Origin of the sequence: Anaplasma marginale str. Florida, from assembly GCF_000215485.1 — a bacterium.
In the GTDB taxonomy this organism is placed as follows: domain Bacteria; phylum Pseudomonadota; class Alphaproteobacteria; order Rickettsiales; family Anaplasmataceae; genus Anaplasma; species Anaplasma marginale.
Window position 1 is genome coordinate 1 of record NZ_AFMS01000134.1, and the last position, 511, is coordinate 511.

At 45.2% G+C, this 511-nt stretch carries 1 protein-coding gene; it reads left to right on the top strand.

The features are described from left to right. Window positions 1-123 precede the first annotated feature (123 nt). Window positions 124-511: magnesium chelatase domain-containing protein (locus GAC_RS03680; RefSeq protein WP_037349485.1), on the top strand; the 388-nt coding region annotated here is incomplete at its 3' end.

Genomic DNA, 511 nt, shown 5'->3' on the forward strand with positions numbered 1-511 from the left:
AATTGGAGGTTAGCAATTGCGCTGTTGGGCGTATAGTATACAAATATCTTAATATATTAATATTTTTACTAGCAACTTACACTGCCTTTGCTAAAATGGTGGGTTTGTTGGGCCTTTGTTACAATGTTTGCAGATGTGCACACAGTGGCGTTTGTTGGGGTATGTACGGTAGATGTTGTAGTGCAAGTGCATGTGGCAGGGGGCCTTCCGGCGTTTAATATTGTAGGCATGCCAGATAAGGTTGTTGCGGAATCTCGGGATAGAATACGTGCAGCATTATCCTCGGTAAAAGCCCCTATGCCACCTAAGAGGATTACCGTTAATTTGTCGCCAGCAGGGTTTTCTAAAGAAGGGAGCCATTATGACTTGCCAATAGCTTTGGGCATATTGAGCGCTACAGGAGCGCTGAGACAACCTGAAAAGCTTGCTTCATACATTGTTCTTGGTGAGCTTGCGCTGGATGGCAGAATCACGCCTGTATCTGGCGTTTTGGCTGCTATGCTGAATGCAA